At 63.1% G+C, this 22,230-nt stretch carries 23 protein-coding genes; 7 read left to right on the top strand and 16 right to left on the bottom strand.

Annotation, left to right across the window (positions count from 1 at the left end; all coding sequences use genetic code 11):
- Nucleotides 1-13 precede the first annotated feature (13 nt).
- The gene (locus ACFWEM_RS21895) at nt 14-907 is read right to left on the bottom strand and encodes a LysR family transcriptional regulator (RefSeq protein WP_378537171.1); all 894 of its coding nucleotides are present in this window, start codon (nt 905-907) and stop codon (nt 14-16) included.
- Nucleotides 908-997: 90 nt separating this feature from the next.
- On the opposite strand from ACFWEM_RS21895, the gene ACFWEM_RS21890 reads away from it, so the two are divergent.
- Genes ACFWEM_RS21890 through ACFWEM_RS21880 form a run of 3 tightly spaced genes read left to right on the top strand, consistent with a single transcriptional unit; the run spans nt 998 to nt 3,924 of the window.
- The gene (locus ACFWEM_RS21890; RefSeq protein ID WP_378536993.1) at nt 998-1,939 is read left to right on the top strand and encodes an EamA family transporter; all 942 of its coding nucleotides are present in this window, start codon (nt 998-1,000) and stop codon (nt 1,937-1,939) included.
- A 25-nt stretch (nt 1,940-1,964) separates the two neighbouring features.
- Nucleotides 1,965-3,218, top strand: coding sequence for a MurT ligase domain-containing protein (locus tag ACFWEM_RS21885; RefSeq protein ID WP_378536989.1), 1,254 nt, complete (start codon nt 1,965-1,967; stop codon nt 3,216-3,218).
- Nucleotides 3,211-3,924 carry a type 1 glutamine amidotransferase gene (locus ACFWEM_RS21880; RefSeq protein WP_378536986.1) on the top strand — a complete coding sequence of 238 codons (714 nt, stop codon included), beginning with the start codon at nt 3,211-3,213 and terminating at the stop codon, nt 3,922-3,924. Before ACFWEM_RS21885 ends, ACFWEM_RS21880 begins: the two co-directional genes overlap by 8 nt.
- Nucleotides 3,925-3,930: 6 nt before the next feature.
- Here ACFWEM_RS21880 and ACFWEM_RS21875 read toward each other — a convergent pair whose 3' ends face one another.
- The 11 genes from ACFWEM_RS21875 to ACFWEM_RS21825 all read right to left on the bottom strand — a co-directional run bounded on the left by ACFWEM_RS21875 (nt 3,931) and on the right by ACFWEM_RS21825 (nt 15,550).
- The gene (locus ACFWEM_RS21875; RefSeq protein ID WP_378536983.1) at nt 3,931-5,094 is read right to left on the bottom strand and encodes a low temperature requirement protein A; all 1,164 of its coding nucleotides are present in this window, start codon (nt 5,092-5,094) and stop codon (nt 3,931-3,933) included.
- Between the two features lie 66 nt (nt 5,095-5,160).
- Complete coding sequence (locus ACFWEM_RS21870) at nt 5,161-6,288, bottom strand: acyl-CoA dehydrogenase family protein (protein ID WP_378536980.1); 1,128 nt, start codon at nt 6,286-6,288, stop codon at nt 5,161-5,163.
- 1 nt (nt 6,289) lies between these two features.
- Nucleotides 6,290-7,495, bottom strand: a complete 1,206-nt coding sequence (locus ACFWEM_RS21865) for an acyl-CoA dehydrogenase family protein (RefSeq protein WP_378536976.1) — start codon at nt 7,493-7,495, stop codon at nt 6,290-6,292.
- Between the two features lie 17 nt (nt 7,496-7,512).
- A complete protein-coding gene (locus tag ACFWEM_RS21860; protein ID WP_378536973.1) occupies nt 7,513-9,723 on the bottom strand; it encodes an acyl-CoA dehydrogenase in 2,211 nt (736 codons plus the stop codon).
- Between the two features lie 27 nt (nt 9,724-9,750).
- Entirely contained in the window at nt 9,751-10,881 is a 1,131-nt protein-coding gene (locus ACFWEM_RS21855; RefSeq protein ID WP_378536969.1) for a steroid 3-ketoacyl-CoA thiolase, read from the bottom strand.
- Nucleotides 10,878-11,714, bottom strand: coding sequence for an SDR family NAD(P)-dependent oxidoreductase (locus tag ACFWEM_RS21850; RefSeq protein ID WP_378536965.1), 837 nt, complete (start codon nt 11,712-11,714; stop codon nt 10,878-10,880). The genes ACFWEM_RS21855 and ACFWEM_RS21850 overlap by 4 nt, the downstream gene beginning before the upstream one ends.
- Nucleotide 11,715: 1 nt before the next feature.
- The gene (locus ACFWEM_RS21845; RefSeq protein ID WP_378536962.1) at nt 11,716-12,924 is read right to left on the bottom strand and encodes a DegT/DnrJ/EryC1/StrS family aminotransferase; all 1,209 of its coding nucleotides are present in this window, start codon (nt 12,922-12,924) and stop codon (nt 11,716-11,718) included.
- Nucleotides 12,925-12,958: 34 nt separating this feature from the next.
- Complete coding sequence (locus ACFWEM_RS21840) at nt 12,959-14,140, bottom strand: lipid-transfer protein (protein ID WP_378536959.1); 1,182 nt, start codon at nt 14,138-14,140, stop codon at nt 12,959-12,961.
- Nucleotides 14,137-14,550 carry an acyl dehydratase gene (locus ACFWEM_RS21835; RefSeq protein WP_378536956.1) on the bottom strand — a complete coding sequence of 138 codons (414 nt, stop codon included), beginning with the start codon at nt 14,548-14,550 and terminating at the stop codon, nt 14,137-14,139. Before ACFWEM_RS21835 ends, ACFWEM_RS21840 begins: the two co-directional genes overlap by 4 nt.
- Nucleotides 14,547-14,975 (bottom strand): Zn-ribbon domain-containing OB-fold protein, encoded by a 429-nt coding sequence (locus ACFWEM_RS21830; protein ID WP_378445672.1) that lies wholly within the window; start codon nt 14,973-14,975, stop codon nt 14,547-14,549. The genes ACFWEM_RS21835 and ACFWEM_RS21830 overlap by 4 nt, the downstream gene beginning before the upstream one ends.
- Nucleotides 14,972-15,550, bottom strand: coding sequence for a MaoC family dehydratase N-terminal domain-containing protein (locus ACFWEM_RS21825; protein WP_378536953.1), 579 nt, complete (start codon nt 15,548-15,550; stop codon nt 14,972-14,974). The genes ACFWEM_RS21830 and ACFWEM_RS21825 overlap by 4 nt, the downstream gene beginning before the upstream one ends.
- 65 nt (nt 15,551-15,615) lie before the next feature.
- Between ACFWEM_RS21825 and ACFWEM_RS21820 the strand changes: the two genes are divergently transcribed.
- Nucleotides 15,616-16,329: a TetR/AcrR family transcriptional regulator gene (locus tag ACFWEM_RS21820; protein ID WP_378536950.1), complete on the top strand. Its 714-nt coding sequence runs from the start codon at nt 15,616-15,618 to the stop codon at nt 16,327-16,329.
- On the opposite strand, the gene ACFWEM_RS21815 is transcribed toward ACFWEM_RS21820, so the two are convergent.
- The 4 genes from ACFWEM_RS21815 to ACFWEM_RS21800 all read right to left on the bottom strand — a co-directional run bounded on the left by ACFWEM_RS21815 (nt 16,316) and on the right by ACFWEM_RS21800 (nt 19,415).
- On the bottom strand, nt 16,316-17,788 hold the full coding sequence (locus ACFWEM_RS21815; protein ID WP_378536947.1) for an MFS transporter: 1,473 nt from the start codon (nt 17,786-17,788) through the stop codon (nt 16,316-16,318). The genes ACFWEM_RS21820 and ACFWEM_RS21815 overlap by 14 nt on opposite strands.
- 86 nt (nt 17,789-17,874) lie before the next feature.
- Nucleotides 17,875-18,444, bottom strand: coding sequence for a TetR/AcrR family transcriptional regulator (locus ACFWEM_RS21810; protein ID WP_378536944.1), 570 nt, complete (start codon nt 18,442-18,444; stop codon nt 17,875-17,877).
- Nucleotides 18,444-19,064: a recombination mediator RecR gene (gene recR / locus ACFWEM_RS21805; protein WP_003943917.1), complete on the bottom strand. Its 621-nt coding sequence runs from the start codon at nt 19,062-19,064 to the stop codon at nt 18,444-18,446. Before recR ends, ACFWEM_RS21810 begins: the two co-directional genes overlap by 1 nt.
- A gap of 12 nt (nt 19,065-19,076) precedes the next feature.
- Nucleotides 19,077-19,415, bottom strand: coding sequence for a YbaB/EbfC family nucleoid-associated protein (locus ACFWEM_RS21800; protein ID WP_003943929.1), 339 nt, complete (start codon nt 19,413-19,415; stop codon nt 19,077-19,079).
- 109 nt (nt 19,416-19,524) lie between these two features.
- Here ACFWEM_RS21800 and ACFWEM_RS21795 point away from each other — a divergent pair, with 109 nt between their 5' ends.
- From ACFWEM_RS21795 to ACFWEM_RS21785, 3 genes are all read left to right on the top strand, one after another.
- Entirely contained in the window at nt 19,525-20,325 is an 801-nt protein-coding gene (locus tag ACFWEM_RS21795) for an Rv3717 family N-acetylmuramoyl-L-alanine amidase (RefSeq protein WP_378536940.1), read from the top strand.
- Between the two features lie 84 nt (nt 20,326-20,409).
- Nucleotides 20,410-20,706, top strand: a complete 297-nt coding sequence (locus ACFWEM_RS21790) for a hypothetical protein (RefSeq protein ID WP_378536937.1) — start codon at nt 20,410-20,412, stop codon at nt 20,704-20,706.
- Nucleotides 20,706-22,217 carry an alpha/beta hydrolase gene (locus ACFWEM_RS21785; RefSeq protein ID WP_378536934.1) on the top strand — a complete coding sequence of 504 codons (1,512 nt, stop codon included), beginning with the start codon at nt 20,706-20,708 and terminating at the stop codon, nt 22,215-22,217. The genes ACFWEM_RS21790 and ACFWEM_RS21785 overlap by 1 nt, the downstream gene beginning before the upstream one ends.
- Nucleotides 22,218-22,230 lie beyond the last annotated feature (13 nt).

Raw genomic sequence — 22,230 nt, 5'->3', positions numbered from 1 at the left:
CACCGACAGCCCTTCATTCACCAACAGCACGTGCGACGTCGCGAAAGGCGTCGAGTACCACTCCGATTGCCGGACTGCGATCGGAATGCAATCGAGTTGCCAATTCATAAACGCGTGCAGCGCGCACTCCCGCCACCGGTTTCCTCGATACTCCGGGATGCGTGATCGCGTAACGCGGCATCAAAGCCACGCCGTGACCCGCCGCCACCAACTCTTCGATGACGCGGAAATCGTTTAACCGATGAGCGACGCGAGGCTGGACCCCGGTTACCGACGCAACCGACAGCAGAACGTCGTCGACCGGAAACCCGCCGCGCACGCTTATCCAGTTCTCATCGGCCAATTGTTCCAACCGAACCGAATCCTGCTCGGCGAGTGGATGATCAGGCCGCAGCACCAGATCGATCGGTTCACGCATCAACGGTTGCACGCTGACCCGGGGAAACGACGTCTCGGCTCCGCGTTCGTCACGGTGAGTGAGGATCACATCGTGATCGGCCAACAGCCCAGGGACGGCCGACGCCGGTTTGTCGACGTCGTAGGCGTCGATGTCCACGTCCGAGTTCTTCAGCGCCGTCAGGACACCGGGCAGCAGGAGTGCCGCGCCGGAGGGGAAGAACGCGACTCGCACCTTGCCGCGCGGCGAGCCTCGGTACGACGCCATCTCGTCCGCTGCCCGGTCGAGCGCCGCCACCACGTCGTCGGCGCGAAGCACCAGCGCTCGACCCGCGTCCGTGAGGCGCAGCGTGCGCCCGTCCGGCTCGAGGAGCGAGACCCCCGCCTCTCGGCCGAGGATCTTGAGTTGTTGCGAGACGGCGGACGGCGTCATCGAGAGGGCGAGAGCAGTAGCGCCGACGGTTCCTCGGTCGGCGAGCTCGCGGAGGATTCGCAGGCGCGTGGCATCCATACGGTGACGAATATCCATGTAGCAAAACTACATGGATAGTGCATCTATATTCGCTTGTTCTGATGCTTTGTAAGGCTCACGATTAACGGCATGACTCCCCGCGACCGTCTCCTCGGCCTGACCGTGATCGTCTTGTGGGGTCTGAACTTCCTGGCCATTCGCGTCGGCCTGGATCATTTCCCGCCGTTCTTCTTCGCAGCGCTGCGGTTTCTGATCATCGCGATTCCGGTGGTCATCTTCGTGCCGCGTCCGCAGGTACCGCTCCGTTGGTTGCTGCTCTACGGATTCGGTTTCGGATTCGGCCAGTTCGTCTTCCTCTTCTGGGCGATGCATTCGGGGATGCCGACGGGCCTTGCATCACTTGTCCTGCAGTCGTCAGCACCGTTCACCGTCCTACTCGGCGCGTTCCTGCTCCGCGAGAAGCTCAGCGTCTGGCAGGTCTCCGGTATCGCCGTCGCCGTTGCCGGTATGTCCTTGATCGGCTGGGACCGCTCGCACCATGCGGCACTGTTGCCCGTGATCCTTACGCTCCTCGGCGGCCTGTCCTGGGCGTTCGGCAATCTCGGCAGCCGCTTGGCCGCGGCGAACACCGTCGGCGATCCCGCACCGATGCGCTTGATGTTGTGGATGTGTGTCATCCCGCCGTTGCCGATGCTCGCACTGTCAGCCGTGGTCGAGGGCCCCACCGTCGGCTGGCACGCACTCGGCACCGCATTCAGCGCCGACGCCTGGCCGTCGCTGGTCGGGTTGGCCTACATCATCGTGCTCGGCACCATCGCCGGATCCGGGCTCTGGACGATGCTCATGGGCCGCTACCCGGCCGGCATGGTCGCGCCGCTCTCCCTGCTGGTGCCGGTGGTGGGAATCGGCGCGTCCTGGCTGTTCCTGCACGAGGATCCGAGCCCGTTGTCGCTGGTCGGGGCTGTCATCGTGATTGCCGGAGCGAGTGCCGCACAGATGAGGCGCAAGCCCGCTGGCACTGTTTTCTCGGACACACCTGCAGCTTCACCACCGGCGCGACTCGGCGTCTGACGACGCCCTGTGCCAAACTCGGGCCGTGGGAACTGGACTATCGATCACAGTGCGCGGAAAGCTCGCCATGCGAGCTGCCGCAGCAGCATCTTGGGCATCGCAGAAGGCCGGTCGCGGCAAGGGTTCGATGATCGGCGGGCTGATCGCTCTCAAGATCGACCCGACGCTCATGACTCAGCTCGGACGCGGCAAGCGCACCGTCGTGGTCACCGGCACCAACGGCAAGTCGACGACCACGCGTATGACCGCTGCAGCTCTCGCGACACTCGGTGACGTCGCGACCCAGGCCGACGGCGCCAACATGGATGCAGGGATCGTTGCCGCTCTGGCAGCGCGTACCGATGCGACGCTGGCGGCACTCGAGGTCGACGAACTGCACGTCCCCCACGTAGCCGACGCCGTGAACCCGGAAGTGATCGTGCTGCTGAACCTCAGCCGCGATCAGCTCGACCGGGTCGGCGAGATCAACATGATCGAACGGAAACTGCGCGCGTGCGTCAACGCGCATCCGAATGCGGTGATCGTCGCCAACTGCGATGACGTACTGGTCACCTCCGTGGCATACGACGCCACCAACGTCGTGTGGGTTGCGGCCGGCGGCGGCTGGGCCGGCGATTCCGTCAGCTGCCCGCGCACCGGCGAACCCATCGTGTGGGAGGGAAAGCACTGGCGCAGTACCGGTTCCGACTTCGCGCGGCCCGAGCCGACCTGGTGGCTCGACGACGACAATCTCTACGGCCCCGACAGCCTGAAGATTCCGATGACGTTGACCCTCCCCGGAAAAGCCAACCGCGGTAACGCAGCTCAGGCCGTAGCGGCAGCAGCGGCTTTGGGCGCAGATCCGGTCGGGGCAGTTGCCGCCGCGTCGACGGTCCAGGAAGTCGCCGGTCGGTACAGCACCGTCGAGGTCGGACCGCACTCCGTTCACATGCTGCTCGCGAAGAATCCCGCGGGTTGGCAGGAAGCGCTGTCGATGATCGACCCCACGGTGGACGGACTCGTGATCGCGGTGAACGGTCAGGTGCCGGACGGCGAAGACCTCTCCTGGCTGTGGGACGTGAAGTTCGAGCACTTCGAAGGCGTCAAGGTAGTGGCCGCCGGCGAACGCGGAACCGATCTGGCAGTTCGCCTCACGTACGCGGGCGTCGAGCACACTCTCGACCCGGACCCGTTGCGCGCCATAGCTTCCTGCCCTCCCGGACGTGTGGAGGTACTGGCGAACTACACGGCCTTCCGCGACCTCAACACCGCCATCGCGAAGGAGTCTCGCAATGTCTGACTCGACAATTCGCATCGGTCTGGTCCTCCCCGACGTGATGGGTACCTACGGCGACGGCGGCAATGCCCTGATCCTGCGTCAGCGTCTGCGGATGCGCGGCTACGACGCCGAGATCGTGGACATCACCCTCAGCGATCCGGTCCCCGATTCGCTCGACGTGTACACGTTGGGTGGCGCCGAGGATTCCGCTCAGCGCCTCGCAACGCGTCACCTCGCGAAATACCCTGGCCTGCAACGCGCCGCCGAGCGCGGCGCACCGGTTCTGGCGATCTGCGCTGCCATTCAGGTGCTCGGCAACTGGTACGAAACCTCCAGCGGCGAACGCGTCGAAGGTGTCTCGATGCTCGACGTCACGACCTCACCGCAAGAGAAGCGCTCCATCGGCGAAGTCATCACGAAGCCGCTGATCGACGGACTCACCGCGCCCCTCTCGGGATTCGAGAACCACCGCGGCGGAACAACTCTGGGTAGCTCGGCCTCCGGATTTGCGCGGGTCACCCATGGTGTCGGAAACGGCGTCGGCGACGGATTCGAAGGCGTCGTGCAGGGTTCGGTGATCGGGACGTACATGCACGGACCCGCGTTGGCTCGCAACCCCGAACTCGCGGACCTCCTGCTCATGCGCGCCCTGGGTGTGAACGAGCTGGAACCCCTGCATCTGCCCGAGGTCGACAAGCTCCGCAAGGAACGACTCGCGATTCGCTGAGCCAGCTCAGACGGTTTCGGATTTGCCCTCGGTCAGGATCAGTTCCACGGCCAACAGCGCGGCGCAGGCCAGTCCCGCGACCAGTTCGGGCACTGCGGTGTAGGTGCCGCCGAGGACGACGATTATCGCGACCGAGAACGGTGCGAGAGTGCGTACCGACGAGTCGTGCAGTCGAATGTGGATGAACCACAAGGCCGCGAGGATGACCGCGACCGGCACGGTGACGGCGGCACCCGTCACCAACGCGCTGCCGTCGCCGTGATGGGTCCAGAAGTCGACGCGTGAGGCCAATCCTGCACCGATGGCGGCAGCGGCCGCGAAGATGAAGTAGTGACCGAACCCCCAGACGAAGGGTGAGACGTTGTCACCGCCGATCACTTCGCCAGCATTGCGTTGGAAGTACAACCACCACAGGCTGAAGACGATCAGGATTCCGCCGATCACGACGTAGGTGACCTGCGCTGCCGGATGCTCACCGTCGACTGCGTCCTGAATTGCGATGGTGGTCGAGAGGATCGTCTCGCCCAGAACGATGATGAAGAACAACGAGTACCGCTCCGCGATGTGATGCGGGTGCCACGGCGTCATGCCCGGCTTCTCGGACCAGATCGGAACCGCGAACTCGCACAGAACCAACACCAGGAACGTCGGAACGTAGATGGCGGAGGGCACGAAGTAGAAACCGATCCAACCGAGTTGGACCAGAACGATTCCGAGAGCGTATCGACGAGCCGTCAGCGCGTGTTCCGGGTCGTTCCGCGAAACCCTGAGCCATTGGATGACCAGAGCTATTCGCATGATGACGTAGCCGACGATGATCAGCAGGGCGTCGTCGTTGAAGAAGCGGACGATGCCCGCGGCAAGAACCAGCGACCCGAGGATCTGGAAGATGGTCAGCAGACGGGCGATTCCGTCGTCGTTGTCGTACGCCGAGGTGAACCACGTGAAGTTCAGCCACGTCCACCAGATCGCGAAGAACGCCATCGCGAAGTGTCCGACGCCCGAGGCCGCGTGCCCTTCGCTGATCGCATGGTGCAGACCGGTGGCCGCTTGAGCGACCGCCACGACGAAGCAGAGGTCGGTGAGCAGTTCGAGCGGCGTCGCCACCCGATGCGGCTCGTGCGGATCCCGCGGAACCAACGGCCTGATGAACGAACTGGTGCGATTCACGAAGGGCAGAGTAGCGCGATGGTTGCCGACGCGCTGCTTGTGACTGGAACCTGCTGCCTCAGATATTCACGCCGACGCCCCGATCTGAGCGCGGATTTCCAGCTGATCGGCGAGTTCGGCGCCTATCGCCCCCGCGCTCCCCAAGGTGAAGGCGATCTGGCGTCCCCACAGGAAGTAGCGGTGAATCGGGTAGTCGACATCCGCGCCCATCCCGCCGTGCAGGTGCTGGGTCGCGTGCACGACGCGCAAACCGCCGCGCGAGGCCCACCATTTGGCGACCAGCGCAGCCGCTTCCGCTTCACTCTCAACTCCGCTGTCCATCAACCAGGCAGCGCGGTGGGTGGTCAATCTTGTGCTCTCGGTGTCGAGGTACGCGTCGGCGGCCCGGACTGCCACTGCCTGATTGGTCGAGAGCGGACGGCCGAACTGCACTCGCTCCGAGGTGTATTTCGCCGTCATCGCCAGCGCTTCCTCGCAGACGCCGGTGGCCAGGGCCGCCAGCGCCACCCGTGCACGCCGCAACGTCCAGTCTCGAACTACCGTGCCGTCTGCGGGAAGTGCGTCGGCTGCACTGACGGCAACCCCGTCGAACTGCACAGCGCTGTTGCTCTCGCGGTTCGTCACCGCAAGCGGTGTACGCACCAGCGCGTCCCGGTCCGTCGGCACGATCATGACGGTGACACTGCCGTCCGGCATCGTCACCGGAACAACCAGTGCGGCGGCGAACTCGGCGGCCGGTACGGAGTCGACGCGTCCGGACAGAACCCAACCGTCAGGCGCCGGCTCGGCGCGAACTGCCGTCTCGGCGTTGTAGCCGGTGTCGAATGCGCCGGTGACGATCACCGAGCCGTCGAGCAGTCCCGGAAGCCACGACGCTTTCTGCTCCGAGCTGCCGAACTCCGCGATCGGCAGCGCCGCCGTGGACACCACCGACCAGAGCGGGACCTGGGCGACCCGGCGACCCTGTTGTTCAAGCACCGCTGCCAGACCCAGCATTCCGAGGCCCGCTCCCCCGACCTCTTCCGGCAGAGCGATTCCCAGCACGTCGGAGTCGGCGAGGAGCTTCCACAGTTCGGCGTCGAAACCGCCGGCGCCCTCCACTTCCCGGAGGCGGTCCACACCGGACTTCGCCGCAAAGATCGAGTCACTCAGATCCCGTACGGCGGACAGGTTGTCGTCGAATTCGAATTCCATGTCAGCTCTTTTCGTTCTGTACAGCGGGCCGTCGACGCGCAGCAAGCGCCATGCCCAGGCACTTGGCTGCGACGATTTCACGCATCACTTCGTTGGTACCGCCACCGAAGGTGTTGTTCTGTGCGCGTCGGCCCAGGTTCTCGACCCGGCCTTCGAGCACCGCTCCTGGCGAGCCGGGGCGCAGCAATCCCTTGGCGCCCAGCACTTCCTGCAGCATGCCGTAAGCACTGACGACGGCTTCGGTGCCGAAGATCTTGGCCGCAGCCGAATCGCCACCGCCCAATGTGTTGGCAGCGACGTCCGCCACCAGTCGCAGATTCATCAGGTCGGCGGCGCTGAGCAGCGCGTAGACCTCTGCCAATTTCTCACGTACCCAACCGATGTCGTAGACGTGGCCGTCACCGGCGGGTTCGGTCTTTGCCCATTCGACCACCTCGGCAAAGAGCTCGTTGGCGATGCCGCCGCGTGCGGCCAGGGCCACACGTTCGTGGTTGAGCTGGTTGGTGATGAGCTTCCACCCTTGATTGAGCTCACCGACGACATTGGTGATCGGTACCCGAACATCTTCGTAATAGGTTGCCGAAGTGCTGATTCCACCCACGGTGTGAATTTCGGTTACCGAGAAACCCGGCGAGCTGGTCGGCACCAGGACCACGGAAATGCCCTGATGCGTCGGCGCGTCAGGATCAGTACGAACGGCAAGCCAGACCCAGTCGGCAAACACACCGGCACTGGTGAAGATCTTGTTGCCGTTGATGACCAGCTCGTCGCCCTCGATGCGGGCCCGTGTTTCGAGTGCTGCGAGATCCGTGCCCGCATTGGGTTCGGTGTAGCCGATGGCAAAGATCAACTCGCCCGCCAGGATCGGACGCAGGAAGAAGTCCTTCTGAGCTTGCGTCCCGTGCTTGATCAGAGCGGGTCCGACGGTGTTCAGCGTCACCAGCGACAGCGGTGCATTCGCCCGGATCACCTCGTCGTAGAACACATACAGAGCTTCGGGGTTCTCACCCCGGCCGCCGAATTCCTCCGGCCACCCCAAGCCCAGCCAACCGTCCTTACCCATCCGGCGCAGAATGCGATCGAAGACGGGGCCGCCTTCGGTCTGATCCACGAGAGCACGCCGATCTTCCTCGTTGATGATCTCCGCGAAGTACGCGCGCAATTCCTTGCGCAGAGTCTTCGACTCCTCCGACAAATCCAAATACATGGTGAAGCTCCTAAGATCTACGAACGCGGCAGGCCGAGTACGCGCTGCGCGATGACGTTGAGTTGAATCTCGACGGTTCCGCCGCCGAACAGAATCGAGGGCAGTCCGATGTGGTCTATTGCGTAGTTCGCTGCCGAATCGACAACGGCGGCGCGCGGTCCGAGCAGACGCAGCAGGTCCCGCGAGCCCTCGCGTTGTGCCAGGGCGTTGTACACCTTCGAGACGCTGATCTCGGCGCCCGGTTCCTGACCTGCCAGTCGCGCTGACACTCCGCGCAGATTCATCGCGGACAGCGCCAGTTCACGAGAGATACTGCGGCCGAGGCCTTCCGCCGCATCCTCGCGGGGGCAGTCGTGGCTCGCATCGGCAATCACCTGACGGAATTGATCGCTCGAACCGTGGTGAAGTGTGCTGCCCATGCTCAGACGCTCGTTGGACAGTGTTGTCGCAGCCAACTTCCAGCCCTGACCCGGTTCCGCGACCAGGCAGTCGTCCGGCACGAATACGTCGTCGAGAAATACCTCGTTGAACTCCGACTTACCGGTGGCTTGCTTGAGTGGACGTACGTCGATGCCCTTCGAAGTCATGTCGACCAGGAAGTACGACAGCCCACGATGTTTCGGAGCGTCCGCGTCGGAACGCGCCAGGCAGACTCCCCAATCCGCCTCGTGCGCACCCGAGTTCCACACTTTCTGACCCGAGAGAACCCAGCCACCGTCGACCTTGCGGGCTTTGGTACTCAGACCGGCCAGGTCTGATCCCGCCCCCGGCTCACTGAAGAGCTGGCACCAGATGATGTCGGCTCGCAGCGAAGGCTCGACAAACCTGCCCTGTTGCTCGGCGTTGCCGTGTTCGAGGATCGTGGGCAGTACCCATTCTCCGATCACCGTGGACGGTTGAGCCCAACCTCGCATCGCGAATTCGTGTGCGATGACGGCCTGTTCCCTCGGTCCGGCCCCCAACCCGTACGGCGCCCGATAGTGCGGGGCAACCAGTTTGGCGTCGGCAAATCGTGCGCGTCGAGCGCTACCTTTGGCCGGCGCCCAACTCGCGCTGGTGGTTCCGTCGTCCGGCAGCAGCGCAACTTCGTACAGAACCCTTCGAACCTGCTCTCGCAACTCCGGCAGCATGTCCGGGTCGACAAAGGAGAAGTCGCGGACCGAATCGGCAGACCGGCCGCCCAATGCGTGCGCCCACTTCGCCTCGGATCCTGCCACCGCCGCGATACTGATCGCCCGGCGCCAGTACAGATGCGCGTCGTGCTCCCAGGTGAATCCGATTCCGCCGAGCAACGTCACACATTCGAGGGCATTCTCGATGCCGACGGGCAGTGCAGCCAACGCGGCTTGAGCCGAGACAAGTTTCTGCTGATCCTCGTCGTGTTCCTCGGATCGAGCCGCATCCCACGCTGCGGCACAGGCAATCTCGGAGCGAACCAGCATCATGGCTGCCTTGTGCTGGACTGCCTGGAAGCTCCCGACCGGACGACCGAACTGCTGACGGGACTTCACATAGTCGACCGCGGTGCGTAGCGCCCACCCGGCGATACCGCTTGCCTCCGCAGCCAACACCGTGTTGACGATCAGTTCGACTCGGTGCGTCTGGAGACCGTCGACGATCAGCCCGTCATCGACCTGGTGATCGGTCAACGTCAGTGTTCCGATCGACCGTGTCAGATCAACTCCGTCTTCGACCTCCACCGCAGCGGAAGACGACTGCTCGAGCCGGAACCACAACTCACCGTCTTCGCTGTTTGCCTGCACGAGAACGACATCGGCTCCCGGCAAACCCAGGGCGGGATCGGCAGAACCGCTCACCGTCCACCCGGCATCGCTGCGAGCCGCGCGCAATCCCACGCCGGTGCAGACTGCTCCGGTTGCACCGGTGGCCAATTCGGTCAGCATTGTCTCCGCTGCCGAGCCGGCGGCTGTTGCAAGGATCCCACTGGCGATGACCGTCGGAACGTACGGTCCCGGATAGAGCGCATCGCCCAATTGCTCGACTACCACAGCCAGTTCGGCAAGTCCTGCCCCGTCACCGCCGTACTGCTCGGGCAGGTGCACTGCGTGCAGGCCCTGACGGACCAATCCATCCCAGGAGTCCAGCCGATCACCGGCGGCATAGCGCTTGACGTTGCTGCGCGTGTCGGCGATGCCACCGAAGCGGTTCGCGAATGCGGATACCGCTTCCGCCAGGTCACGGTGATCTTCGAGCAGGGGCAGTGCCATGGCAGGTTCCTCAATCTTCGGTTCTTGTCAGATGCGTTCGAGAATCAGACAGGTAGTTGCGGCTGACGCACAGATCGCGATCAGTGCGGTGGACTTGTCTCGGCGTTCCAGTTCGTCGATGACATTGGCCAACAGCCTGATTCCGGTTGCACCGGCCGGATGGCCCAGTGCGATTGCGCCACCATTGACGTTCAGCAATTCGGGATCGACGCCGTGAACCTGCGCAAACGACATCGGTACCGAAGCAAATGCCTCGTTGACCTCGAACAGATCGATATCGTCGATCGTCAGGCCGGTGCGGCCGAGCACGATGTTTGCCGCGTCGACGGGGCCGTCGAGCATGAACTCGGTGTCACCACCGATGACGCACTGCGCCAGTATCTTTGCCCGCGGTCGCACTCCGAGGGCCTTCGCTCGATCCTCGGACATCAGCAGAGCGGCACTCGCACCGTCCGAGACCTGCGAAGACGTTCCAGCGGTGTGCAGTCCACCCTCCTGAACGGTCCGCAGTTTCGCGAGTCCTTCCAGACTCGATTCGCGTAGACCCTGATCCCGATGAACCGGAACGTCAGAGCCCGGAGCCAGCACATCGATGATGTGCGAGTCGAATCGTCCTGCCTCCCATGCTGCTGCGGCTCGCTGCTGCGAGCGCAACCCAAAGGAGTCGAGGTCCTCGCGGCTGAAACCACGCTTGACCGCAATCCGGTCGGCCGCGGTGTACTGATCGACGGTATCGAGTGACCACGACTCCGGACGTGGTGTTCCGAGGCCGGTACCCACCTTGTAGGTGAGTGGTGCCCGCGACATCAGTTCCACACCGCAGGCAACTCCCACGTCGACTGCACCGATGGCAATTTGCCCGGCGATCAACTGCACCGACTGCTGCGCGGTTCCGCACTGCGCGTCGATCGTGGTGCAGCCCGCTTTCAACGGAAGGCCCGCATGCATCCAGGACGTACGCACGATATTGCCGAACTGCTCGCCGAGAGGCGTCACGCATCCACCGATGACCTGGTCGACTGCGCGAGGATCCAAGCCGACCCGATCCAGCACGCCTTTCTGCGCGTAACCCAACAGTTCGGCCGCGTGGACTCCGGACAGCCATCCCTCACGCTTGCCGAACGGCGTTCGTGCTGCGTCCACGATGACGGGCTTCATGCCAACTCCTCGGTTCGTAGTGCCGTTCCGTCCAGACCACGCACGGTCAGAGCCCAGTCGTCGATCAGGTCGAAGCTCACGCACGAGCGAGCGGTGAACTCGGTGTCGCAACCACACAGCGCTGTGACCGCTTCCACCATTTCTTCCATAGATTCGACCTGATCCGGCCGGATAGTCTCACCGACCAGGACTCTGGCGCCCTCGCTGAGCACCGCCGCCCGCGGTTGAACCGTGTTGACACGCACCCCCTGGCCGTAGAGTTCCACGCCCATGCCGTTGCTGATCCTGTTGAGCGCTGCTTTGGACGCGCCGTACACGGTCATCGCGGTTCCCGGTTCGACCCACGTGAACGGCGGGCCCTGCCACGGTTTGACGGTGCCGCTGGACACGTTCACGATCCAGCCGTATCCGTTTGCCACCATCCCCGGCACCACGGCTTGCATCAGATCGAGCGGTGCGTGGACATTTGCCTCGAACATCAGACGTCGCCGACGCAGTGGGTAGTCCGACAGCGGTTGATAGATCGCTGCTGCCGCGTTGTTCACCAGGATGTCGATCGTCCCACCGAGCTTCTCGATTGCCGCCGGCACAACCGTGTCGCGCTGCTGCTCGTCCGTCAGATCCGCAACAATGATCTCGACCTTGTTTCCGTACTTCGCAATTCGAGCGGCCGTCTCCTCGAGACTGCCAGGCAGGGTTGCGTGCGCACCGAGCGTCCGGGCCACGAGAGCGACGTCAGCGCCTTCCGCTGCCAGCCTTTCTGCGACGCCAGCGCCGATTCCGCGGCTGGAACCGGTGACAAGCGCTCGGCGGCCCTCGAAACGCCTCGTCATGCTATTTGAACTTCGAGGCGAAGCGATTGATGCTCTCCGCAATCCGAGCAACTTCGTCTTCGCGCAGGCCATGGCTCATGCCGAGCGTCATTCCGCGGGCAAAAACCGCGTCGGCTTCCGGCAATCCTTCGGCCGGCTGACGGAATTCGATGTTGTGCATCATCGGGTGACGAGTGACGTTGCCGCTCCACACAGTTCGTGTGTCGATGCCGTCGGCCTCGATGGCTTCCTGCAGGTCGCTGCGTGTGAAGGGTGCATTCTCGTTGATCATCACGGGGTAGCACAGCCACGCTGTATCAAGACCGTCGAGTTCTACCGGCGTCGTGAAGAATTCGGGATGAGCCCCATACGCCGCCGTGAAGGCCGCAAACGTGGCCTTGCGCGTCTTGTAGTTCTCCTCCAGCTTGTCGAGTTGCACGACGCCGTAGGCTGCGCCGAGTTCGGAAGGCTCGAAGTTCCACGACATGAGCTCGAAGATGAAATCGTTGTCGTAGTCGACGCCGTCGAGTTCTTCACGGAAGACTCGGCCGGACTTGGTGCTGCCGAACAGGTTCGGCTCGCTACGACGACCCCAGCGGCGGAGCAGCAGAGCCTTGTCACGGCTGGCTTCGTCGTCGACGCACACCATTCCACCGGTTCCCGCGCACGTGATGATGTGTGCCATCGAGAAACTGGTGACGGCAATGTCCGCCCGAGAGCCGGTCGGAGTACCGCGGAGCGTGGCGCCGATCGCGTCACACGAATCTTCGATCACCTTGAGTCCGTGACGATCTGCAATGTCGCGGATGGCATCCCAGTCCGGGCAGTTGCCGGCCAGGTTCGGCATCAGGATGGCGCCGGTTTTCTCGGTGACCATGGCCTCGATCTTGGTGACGTCGACGTTGAACGTATTGGGTTCCACGTCCACGAACACCGGCACCAGACCGGCACGCACGATCGGCGCGATGTCGGTGGAGAACGTCAACGGCGATGTGATGACCTCGCTGCCGGCTGGAAGTCCGAGCAACTCGACAGCCAAGTACAGACCCGAGGATCCCGAGTTGCACATGACGCCGAACTTCTTGCCTGCCAAGGCCGCGATACGCTCTTCCATCTCGAAGACGTTCTTGCCGATGCGCAGTCCTTGATGCCCGCTGCGCAAGACGTCGACAACAGCCTGTATTTCTTCCTCGCCGTGGGTGGCCCTGGCGTAGGTGATCCGCTCACTCATATGGTTCCTGCTTTCTCGAATGTGTGCGGCAGATTCAGCGATCTGCCGAGAGGACGAGTGCACTGTGCGGGACGGGGGAACCGCCGGTCACGAGCACGTTGTCCAAAGTTTTGGTGGGTTGGTTGGTGGAGGTGCCGCGGATCAGACGAACGCCTTCGGCAATGCCGTTGACGCCGTGGATGTATCCCTCACCGAGTTGACCTCCGTGAGTGTTGATCGGTAGGCGGCCGTCCAGCTCGAGATTGCCGTCGGCGATGAAGTCCTTTGCCTCGCCCCGTCCGCAGAATCCGTACTCCTCGAGTTGAAGCAGAACCATCGGAGTGAAGGCGTCGTAGAGAATTGCGGCATCGATGTCCTCTGGCCCGATACCGGTCTGGTCCCACAGTTGGCGCGCGACCAGTTCGACTTCCGGCATACTGTCGATGTCGTCTCGGTAGTAGCTGCTCATCGAAATCTGTTGCGGACCTACACCTTGCGCGGCACCGCTGATGATCGCAGGTTTATGAGGGAGATCGCGGGCGCGCTCCGCGCTGACGATGACCAGCGCCTGTCCGCCGTCACTTTCCTGGCAGCAGTCGAGCAGGCGGATGGGGTCGGCGATCATGCGCGAGTTCTGATGATCCTCGATGGTGATCGGGCGTTCGTAGAACCAGGCCTTGGGGTTGTTCGCCGCATGCTTGCGCGAAAGAACCGAGATCTGGCCGAAGTCGGCACTGGTTGCCCCGTACTTGTGCATGTACAGCTTGGCCAGGAAGGCTTCCTGCTGCGCCGGCGTCAGAAGCCCGTACGGGTTGATCCAATTCCGGTATTCCTGGTCCGTCGACGCGTTGTACGCAAAAGGTGGTGGCCCGGCGCCGAATCGGTGGCCGGATCTTTCGTTGAAGGCGCGGTAGACGACCACAACGTCGGCAACTCCGCTGGAGACGGCAAGCGCTGCTTGTTGAACCGGTGCACAGGCACCGCCGCCGCCGTGTGGAATACGGCTGAAGAACGTCAGTTCCGGGATCCCGAGGGCGCGTGCGACCGCAATCTCGGGATTGTTCTCCATGGTGAACAGCGCAAATCCGTTCACCTCTTCTGCCTCGATGTGCGCGTCGTCGAGTGCGGCGATCACGGATTCGCACGCCAACTGCCATTCGCTGCGGCCGGAGTTCTTGGAGAACTCGGTGGCGCCGATTCCGGCGATGGCTGCTTGCCTCGAAAATCCTCGTGTCATGCGATTACCCTTTCCACCGGTTCGAGAGTCACGTCGGCACTCACGTGTGTTCCGCGGGCGTTTTTCCCGATAACCGTCACGGTGAGCGCCCGGCCGTCTGTGGCGGTGACCTTGCCGGTGAATGTCATGGTGTCTCCGGGGAAGTTCGGAACACCAAGCCGTAGTGATGTTTTGACGATTCGTGATGCGGGGCCGGACCAGTCGGTGATGTAGCGGTCGATGAGCCCGTTGGTGGTGTTGATGCTCATGAAGATGTCGGGAGTTCCGCGATCCTGCGCCTTGCCCGGATCGTGATGCACGTCCTCGAAATCCTGTGAGGAGATCGCGGTGGCGACGATCAGCGTTCGATCCAACGGCAATTCGAGGCTGGGGAGGACCGAACCCACCTCGCAGTCAATCAGTTTCGTCATTCCGCCGAACCCCGTCGCCTCAGTTGCGGCAGCATCTCGCCGTGAGCGTGCTCGGAGAAGGTCACTTCGAGTTCCATGCCGAATTCGAGTTCCTCGTGATCGATCCCCGCGATGTCGGCAACCAGACGCGTGCCTTCTTCGAGATCGACGAGCCCGACGGCGAGTGGGTACTCGAAAGCAGGATCCTTCGGGTGATGGATGACCGTGAAGCTGTGCAACGTGCATCGCCGCGTGGATTCGACTGTGTCCCAACTGAACGAGCGGCATTCCGGGCATGCGGGCGCGGGTGGGTGGCGCAGTGTCTTGCAATCCGCACACCGTTGGATCTCGAGGCGACCCTCTTTGGCCGCGGAGAAGAAGAAATCGTTGTCGTCGGTGACGGTGAGTCTCGGAACAGCGGTGTTGCGGGAGCCAGTCTCGCTCATGCGATTACCTCCTGGACTTCGAGCTGGGTATCGGGCTGGGCATCTGGTTTGAACCTGAGCAATCGAAAACGCTCTTCGACCAGCGTCTTTCCGCCCTGGTCGACGTACTTCTTGAACAGGGTGATGAAGCACCCGTGACCGAGAGCCGTCTGTTTGAACGGCGAGATCGCTTCGATGGTGAAATGCGCGGTGACGTGGTCTCCGGGACTCAGCTCCGCGAGATACTCCTGCTCGACGTTGGTCGCGACGACCGAGGTGTATCCGGCCTCGTCCAACAACGCGAGCAGTCGTGAATAGGCGAAGTCCTCGAAGACTCCGTCGGCACGAAGCTGTTGGACCTGGCGATAGCGTCGGTAGCCCGCCATCACCCAGGTCGAGATCATGGCGGGTGGGCAGACGACATCTCGACGACCCACGCTGCGGGCAGCTTCTGCGTCGACGTAGATCGGGTTGCGGTCGTCGTGCGCCTCGACCCAGTTGCGGATCATCGCCTCGTTGACCGCGTAGCGAGCGACCCGGGCTGGTTCGGCCTCTGTGCCGATGAAATTCGGAAATTGCGTCTGCAGACTCTGCACTGAAATCCTCCGTGAACGAAAGTTGAGCAAGCGCTTGATTCTGAAGCTAGCATAGGAATCCGGACGTGGAAACACGCGATCTCACCGACGAATTGGTTCGAGCCGGAGCCATCAGGCAGGATTGCGCTACGTTCGACGCCAGCAGCCCGGCACCCCCGAAACCCTGCCCTGAGCAGGACCGACAACCAGTGGAGATTTCAGTGGCATCACCAGATCGTCGGGAGAAGATCCTGGAGAGCTCAGCCGAGCTGTTTGCCAGGAAGGGCGTCGCGACCACGACCGTTCGCGAAATCGGCGATGCCGCCGGCGTGTTCTCGGGCAGCCTTTACCACTACTTCAAGTCGAAGAACGCGATAGTTGCCGAGCTCATGCACGGCTTCATCACCGATATTCAACTCCGCTTCGATCAGGTCGAGAAAACGGCAACCGGCCCCGAGGACGTCCTGCGCGGCCTGATCCGCGAGACGCTGATCGTCATCGAACTGCACCCGCACCCGACTGCGATCTATCAGAACGATCGGGCGTATCTACGCGACAACGATCTCCTGCAATCCGTCGACGGGCCTTCTCGCCAAGTCCGCGAGCATTGGATGAAAGCGATTGCCGAAGGCGTCGATCAGGGAATCTTCCGCCAAGACGTGGCCCCGGAGATTTTCTATCGATCGGTACGAGACACCCTGTGGTCGACAACGCATTGGCCGGACCGCCAGAAATACACCACCGACGAGTTCGCGGATCTGATGATCACACTCTTCCTCTCGGGATTCAGGGTCGCCTGACGAGATCCGGCAGATCCAGATGTTTCGGGGTTCGTCCCTGCGGCAACAGGATCGACACCGCGAACACGACCACCGCGCAACCCGCGCACACCAGATAGGCGACGGAGAATCCGGTCCACGACGTGGAATGTTCCGAACCGCTGATCACGAACGCGGCGAGAATGGTCGCCACCGTCGCACTGCAGATGGTGCTTCCGGACGTCCGTAGGAGCGAGTTCACCCCGTTGGCTGCCGCCAGTCGCTGACGTGGCACGGCAACCAGGATCAGCAGTGAGAGTGTGCTGTACACGATCGCTGTCCCGACTGCTGTAATGCCGAGCGCCGCAACCACTCCCCACAGCGGCTTACCCGCGACGGCGTGAATCCCGTAGCCCCCAGCGAGGAATACGGCACCGGTCAACATCGCGGTCCGTGAACCGAAGCGATCGGTAATCCGCACCGCAACCGGAGAGAACAGCACCATCGCGATACTGGCCGGAATCTGGCAGAGCGCCGCCGCGATGATCGACAGGCCGTACCCGGCGCCCGGCCCCTTCATCCCCTGCAGCAGTTGCGTGGTGATCAGCGTGTTCCCGAAGAATGCGAACCCGACCAGCAGAGCCGCCAGATGCGGGATCAACACCGCACGCTTGACGAGAGCACGGACGTCGACCAGCGGATTGACGTTGCGCCGCTGCTGAATTACCCAAAGCGTGAACAGCACCGCCGACGCGGCCAGCATCGAGATCACCGCGCCGCTGGTCCACCCCCAACTCGATCCCTGCGTGATCGGCACAAGCAGAGCGATCATCGCGGCGCTCAGACCGACCGCGCCGACGCCGTCGAATCTCCCCGACGGATTCGGCTCCGACTCCCGAATGAACAGCACCGCAGCAAGAGTCACCGACAGTCCGATAGCCGTGGTTACCCAGAACAGGACGTGCCAGTTCGAGTACTGCGCGATCATCGCGGAAAACGGTATCCCCAAAGCCGTTCCGACGCCGAGCGTCGAACTCATCATGGCCACTGCGCCGTTGACCTTGTTGCGCCGCAATTCGTCACGCAGCATGGAGATTCCGATGGGGATGACGGCCGACCCGGCACCTTGCAGCGCTCTCGCGAAGATAAGGACCGCGATGTCCGAGGACAGCGCACACAACATCGAGCCGAGAGTCATCATCGAGAAGGCGACGAGAAGCATCTTCTTCTTGCCGAACATGTCGGCGAGCCGGCCGAAGATGGGGGTGACGACGGCGCCGACCAGCAGCGTGACGGTCACCAGCCAGGACACTGCTGTGCGTCCGGCGCCCGTGAAGTGGGGCAGCTCCGGCAGCAGCGGAACGATGACGGTTTGCAGGACTGCTTGGAACACGGCGGCCGCGACAACGATGGGAAAGAGGAAGCGGGAGCGCGGCTGCGCAAGACTCGCGTCAGGGGCGGGGACTGTCGGAGTACCCGGCGGACGGTCGAGCGTCGTCACCCCACACCGCCTGTTCTCACTAGGTAAATATCCGTTCACCTACATTAGGTGAACGGATATTTACCAAGCAAGAATTGTGACGCCGCTCACCCGTCGAGGAGCTTTTGCACGAGTGGTGCGTACAGCGCAACCACCTCGTCCTGGGTGCCGGTGGCATGCCCGGCCATCATCCGTCGGCGCATGATCGCCACTCCGACCACCATCGACATCGCCAGTTCCGCGCGCAATCTGGCATCGGGACCGGACAGACGAGCGGCGAGGGTGTCGATCATCTGCGTCGAATAGTTCTCGCGCAGTTTGCGGTTGCTTTCTTCACTGACACCGCTCATGAACAACAAGCTCATAGACAGCGGCTTGTACGACTCCAGCGGCTTGGTGAACAGCGAGACCATGCGCTCGCCGAGCGAGTCGTGCGGTGCGTCGAACACCGTGATCGCCGCTGCACGGAAGTCGACCAACTCGTCGTACAACTGCTCTTTGGAACCGAAATACTTGATGATCAGCGGTGCACTGACGCCCGCGTCTTCGGCGATGTCTTTGAGCGTGATTTCGCGGTACGGCCGAGTCGCGAATGCTTTCCCGGCCGAAGCGATGATCTGCGCGCGCGTCTGCTCGGACGTACGACGCACTTGCTGACCTTGCTCCGTGCCGCTCATCAAGCGTTCCGCGACAATTCACGACGGCCGGACAATGCCCGCCCCAGCGTCAACTCGTCGGCGAACTCGAGGTCGCCGCCCATCGGAAGGCCCGAAGCCAACCGAGACACCGTCAGCCCCGGTATGTCTCGCATCATTCGGACGAGGTAGGTGGCTGTCGCCTCACCCTCGGTATTGGGGTCGGTGGCAATGATGACCTCGGACACGTCGACGCCGTCCTCCTGATTTGCGATGCGAGCCAACAACTCCCGGATGCGCAACTGGTCCGGCCCGATACCCGAGAGCGGATTGAGCGCACCGCCGAGCACGTGATAGCGACCCTTGAACTCCCGGGTGCGCTCGACGGCCTGGACGTCCTTCGGTTCCTCCACGACGCAGATCACCGTGCGATCGCGACGTGCGTCGGCGCAGATGCGGCACTTCTCCTGATCGGAGACAGTTCCGCACACCGTGCAGAACTGAACGCCGTCACGGATGCGCTGCAATGCATTTTTCAAACGGTCGATCTCGGGAGGCTCCACGGAGAGCAGGTGAAAAGCGATGCGTTGAGCGCTCTTCGGCCCGACTCCGGGAAGCTTCCCGAGTTCGTCGATCAGATCCTGAACCGGACCTTCGTACACGCGTTCTCGTTTCTAGAAGCCGGGGAGACCGGGAAGGCCTCCGCCGAGTCCGCCGGCCAACGGGCCGAGCTTCTCAGCAGCGACTTCCTGTGCCTTGCGCGAAGCATCCTCGATCGCGCCGATCACCAGATCCTGCAGCGTCTCGACGTCTTCGGGGTCGACGACCTTGGGATCGATCTGCAGACCGACAACCTCGCCGGTGCCCTTGACCGTGGCGACAACCAGCCCGCCGCCGGCCTGACCGGTCACTTCGGCCTGAGCCATTTCCTGTTGCGCCGCCATCAATTGCTGCTGCATCTGCTGAGCCTGAGCCAACAGAGCAGACATGTCGGGTGCTCCACCTGGTTGCACGAGCGGTCCTTTCTACAGAGTTATCCCCACCAGCGTAGTCGGTGCGCGCTACCGTGAGCGGGTGCGCCGGAACCAGTCAGACACCGTAAAACCGTCAAGAGGGTCCAACATGGCATCACGTGTGTTCCGCTCCACCGCCCTCATCGCCGTAGTCGGGGCCGGCCTGCTGAGCGCCGCGTGCACGATTCCCACCGAGACTGCCGAGGCCACGACTTCGGTCGAGGTGTCTCCGCTCAGCACTGTTGCCGCTGACATCCCCGCAGCCCTCACCGGCAAGGTCGTCTTCCTCGATCCCGGGCACAGTGGAGCGAACGACGACAGCATCAACACCCAGGTCCCCACTGGCCGCGGCGGCACCAAGAACTGCCAGACCACCGGCACCAACACCGACGCCGGGTTCCCCGAACACACCTTCAACTGGGAAGTCGCGAGCCTGGTCAAGAGCGAACTCGAAGGCCAAGGCGCCACAGTCGTCCTGAGTCGACCGGACGACGTCAGCGTCGGATCTTGCGTCGACGCACGCGCCGAAGCCGCCAATTCCTCCGGCGCCGACGTCGTGGTGAGTATTCATGCGGACGGCGCAGCGGCCGGGGCCGAAGGCTTCCACGTCTGCTACTCCGCTCCCCCGCTGAACTCGGTTCAGGCTGGCCCGTCCGTGGCTTTTGCGGAAACCATGCGCGACTCACTCGTCACGGCCGGCCTCACCCCGTCGACCTACATCGGTGACGACGGGCTGGCACCACGCGCCGATCTGACGGGACTCAATCTGTCGCAGCGGCCGTCGATTCTGGTCGAACTCGGCAACATGCGAAATGCCGACGAGGCAGCGCGCATGACGAGCCCGGACGGTCAGCAGGACTATGCAGCCGCCGTCACCAGTGGAGTCACGGCCTTCCTGACAACCCCCTGATCCGGCTTCTGTGGAGAAAATCCGCTTGTCCACAGGAAAGCCGGCACGGCCCCGACAGCCAGTTCGCCTGGCTACGGTTCAGCCATGGGGCCGATACTTCAGGTAGACATCGCTGCGTTGCAGCAACTTTCGGTCGATCTGTCTCGAATTGCGGATCAGATTTCAGGGTTCGACTCCGCTAGCCCGATTTCCGAAGCCGCGACGAGCCTGGATTCGTCCGCTGTCATGGCTGTATCGACGGAGCATGCCGGCGTGATCGCCGACGCCTACCGGCACCTGGCTACGCAATTGGGGCTCGTGGCGTCCGGAACCACTGCCGCAGCACGTCTGTACGACACTACCGAGGCCGACGTGGTGTCCGAACTGCGCGGAGACTACTGATGCGGCCCACCATCTCTCAGCTTCGCGCGTGGTCACCGGAGCAACTACGCACCTGCGCTGCGGAACTCGTCGAAAACGATCGGAAAGTCGAATTTCTCAGTGGCGACGCCGGTCGCAGCATCGACGCCGTCCGCGAGTTCTGGCGGGGCGAAGCGTCGAGCGCGGCGGCAGTGCAGTGGTCGGGCATCTCGCTTGTCTCCTCTCGGCTCTCGATTACGGTGCGCGTGGTCGCGGATCTGTATGCCGGAGCGGCCAATACGATCGGCACCGCGCGAAGAACAGTTCTGGACCTGGTCGAGGAGGCGACTCTCGAACACGGCTTGACGGTGTCAGACAGCGGAGCTGTATCGGCGCCTGCGTCGACGCAGCCGTGGAATCTGGCCGACGTCATGCAAGATTCCGAAAACGCTACGGCTGCACAGAGTTTTCAGCAGCGAATCTTCGACTCTTTGTCGGGGCTGGACTATGAAGACAACCGGGCCGCGACTGCTCTACGTCAGGCATTCCGGGAGATCGGATCGCTCCTGGGTAATCAGCCTGATCGCCTCAGCCGCACTGTCGTCGACATTCTCGACGGGAGGTCGGCACTCCCCGGAACACCCGCGGAGCTACACCGACTCTGGGAATCGCTCACGCCCAACGAGAAAGACGCGTTGGCGAGGTGGGATCCGTCCGTCGGAAGTCGCGACGGCCTTCCCGCTCTCGACCGGGACTACTACAACCGGCGGTACCTCTCTGCACTCGAGCAGTTGCCGGATCGAACGGTAGCGGCCGGATACACGGCCGTGCGCGGCGAACTTCGACCGGACACGTTCCTTCTCTCGGTCACGGATGGGCACGCCGTAGTGGCAGTCGGTAATCCCGATGCCGCCGACAACGTCGCAACGTTGATTCCCGGAACCGGTTCCGGGCTCTCGGGCGTCGGCGGAGATCTACAACGAACCAGAGCCATGTACGACGCAGCCGTCAGCGCGGCACCAACGGAAGCCACGTCGGTGATCCTGTGGTCCGGGTACGACGCTCCCCCAGGCATTCCCGACGCCGGTTCGGATCGCTACGCAGACGCCGCGGCGCCCGGGCTGGACACTTTCCAGGACGGGCTACGCACCTCACATGACGGTCCGCCGTCGCACAACGTCGTGATCGGGCACTCCTACGGCAGCACCGTCATCGGTGCTGCGACTACCCGTGGCGCTTCTCTCGACGTCGACGAACTGGTATTTGTCGCAAGCCCGGGAGTCGATGCCGAGCGTGTGAACGAACTGAGCCTGGACGGCGTCGACTCCTCCGAGATGTCGCGTCGTGTTCATTCGACGACGGCCTTCTGGGATCCGGTCCAATTAATCCCCAAGATCCTCGGAGTCCACGGATTCGACCCGTCGGATCCGGAATTCGGCGCGCAGATATTCGACGGATCACCCGGGGAGCCGGGGTTCGGAGTTCACAGCGATTACTGGGAAAGCGGAAACCCCGCACTCGCCGAGTTGGGGCGGATCATTACCGGCGCATGAAAGATGGCGCCGC

Source organism: Rhodococcus sp. NPDC060176, assembly GCF_042728675.1.
GTDB lineage: Bacteria > Actinomycetota > Actinomycetes > Mycobacteriales > Mycobacteriaceae > Rhodococcus_F.
Note: the sequence above shows the minus strand (reverse complement) of the source record. Positions and strands in the feature narration are given on the sequence as shown.